3 protein-coding genes are annotated in these 1,720 nt (G+C 65.2%); 2 read left to right on the top strand and 1 reads right to left on the bottom strand.

The annotated features are described in order from the left end of the window. Positions 1-352: hypothetical protein (locus tag JCM19049_RS13290; RefSeq protein WP_279403209.1), on the bottom strand; the 352-nt coding region annotated here is incomplete at its 3' end. Positions 353-356: 4 nt separating this feature from the next. Between JCM19049_RS13290 and JCM19049_RS20960 the strand changes: the two genes are divergently transcribed. Together JCM19049_RS20960 and JCM19049_RS13285 are read left to right on the top strand one after the other, a co-directional pair. Further along, on the top strand, positions 357-755 hold the full coding sequence (locus JCM19049_RS20960) for an aldehyde dehydrogenase family protein (protein ID WP_279403208.1): 399 nt from the start codon (positions 357-359) through the stop codon (positions 753-755). A 112-nt stretch (positions 756-867) separates the two neighbouring features. Next, positions 868-1,365: a hypothetical protein gene (locus tag JCM19049_RS13285; RefSeq protein WP_054821824.1), complete on the top strand. Its 498-nt coding sequence runs from the start codon at positions 868-870 to the stop codon at positions 1,363-1,365. Positions 1,366-1,720 lie beyond the last annotated feature (355 nt).

Genomic DNA, 1,720 nt, shown 5'->3' with positions numbered 1-1,720 from the left:
CTACGCCGAGCGTGCCCGCGTCATGCGTGCCATCGCCGATGCCCTCGACGCGGCGGGCCCCGACCTCATCGCCATTGCCCAGGATGAGACTTCGCTGCCACAGCCGCGCCTGCAGGGCGAGCTGAAGCGCACCACCTTCCAGTTGCGCATCTTCGCCGACGAGGCCGAGCGTGGTGCATTCGTCGACGCCCGCATCGATCGCCCCGACGCCACGTGGCCGATGGGTGCACCGCGACCCGACCTGCGCCGCATGTTGATTCCCATTGGCCCGGTGCTGAACTTCGCTGCCAGCAACTTCCCCTTTGCGTTCTCGGTGCCGGAGGCGACACGGCAGCAGCCTTGCGGCCGGCAATGCAGTGCTCGTGAAGGCCCACTCGGGCCATCCGCGCCTGTCGGATACCATGGCTGCGGTTATCGAGGAGGCCGTCGTCCAGGCGGGAGCGCCCGCCGACCTGCTACGCGTCATCCATGGCACGCAGAACGGCGTGGAGGCACTCAAGCACCCGGCGATCAAAGCGGCCTCGTTTACCGGATCGATTTCGGGTGGGCGCGCTTTGTTCGACATCGCGACGCCGACCCGAGCCGATCCCGTTCTATGGCGAGCTGGGCAGCGTCAACCCTGCGTTCGTCGCACCCGCCGCTGCGGCAAACCGTGCGACCGAAATTGCCGAGGGCTACCTCGCGTCGATCACCGGCAGCAGGGTCAGTTGTGCACGAAGCCGGGTGTGCTGTTTGTGCCGGCCGAGTCGGGGTAGTGAATGCGCTGCGGTCGGCCGCCGCACCTGGCCCGGCGCCTCTGCTCAATGATCGGATCTCGCAGGCTTCGTCGCGAGCCTGGACGCGCTGGCCGGCAATAACGCGGTCTCGGTGCTGCGCGAAGGCAAGGCGAGTCGCTCGGTGGAACCCGAGGCGACGCTGCTGCTCACGACCGTGGATGCCGTTCTGGCCGAGCCTGAGGCGCTGGTTACCGAAGTCTTCGGTCCGGTCGGTCTGATCGTCACGTACACCGACACCGTAGATCTCGAGCACGTCGCCCGGGCGCTCGACGGCCAGCTGACGGCGACGATCGTCGCCGACGAAGTCGATACTGACCTGGATTTGGCGCGCACGCTCGTGCCTGCGTTGGCCGATCGGGCCGGCCGCATACTGTGGAACCAATGGCCCACTGGGGTCTCGGTCACCTACGCGCAGCAGCACGGTGGTCCGTACCCGGCGACCACCGCGTCGACCATGACCGCAGTCGGCACCGCATCCATCGCCCGCTTCCTGCGCCCGGTCGCGTTCCAGAACTTCCCGACGGCGCTGCTGCCGGAGGCTTTGCGTGACGATAACCCGCTGGTTCTGCCGCAGAGCATCGATGGGTAACCCGTTTCGCACGCGGGTAGCTGACCCAGAGTCGCAGTCACTGGGGCCTTCCGTTCGAGTTCGACCAAGTTGAACTCGACGAAGGTCGGCAACTGGGTGACCGCGATGCTGACCGGAATCAGGCGACTGATGGTATCGCTCCTCTGGTCCCAACCAACGCGACTGTAGTACTAGCTGCCGGAACACCGATGGCCACCGGCCTTCCCAAGCAGGCGCTGAGCGCCTAACCCGGTGGTTTCATCACTTACGGGGTCATGAGCTGTCATTAACGAGGAAAAGGTGATCTGAACTGGGAAAATAGAGGTGTCTAAGCTTCATCTACCCAGTTCGAAGGATCACCTTTTCAGTGCACCAG

The sequence above is a fragment of the Arthrobacter sp. JCM 19049 genome (assembly GCF_001310435.1).
This window is presented reverse-complemented; position numbering and strand designations above follow the sequence as displayed.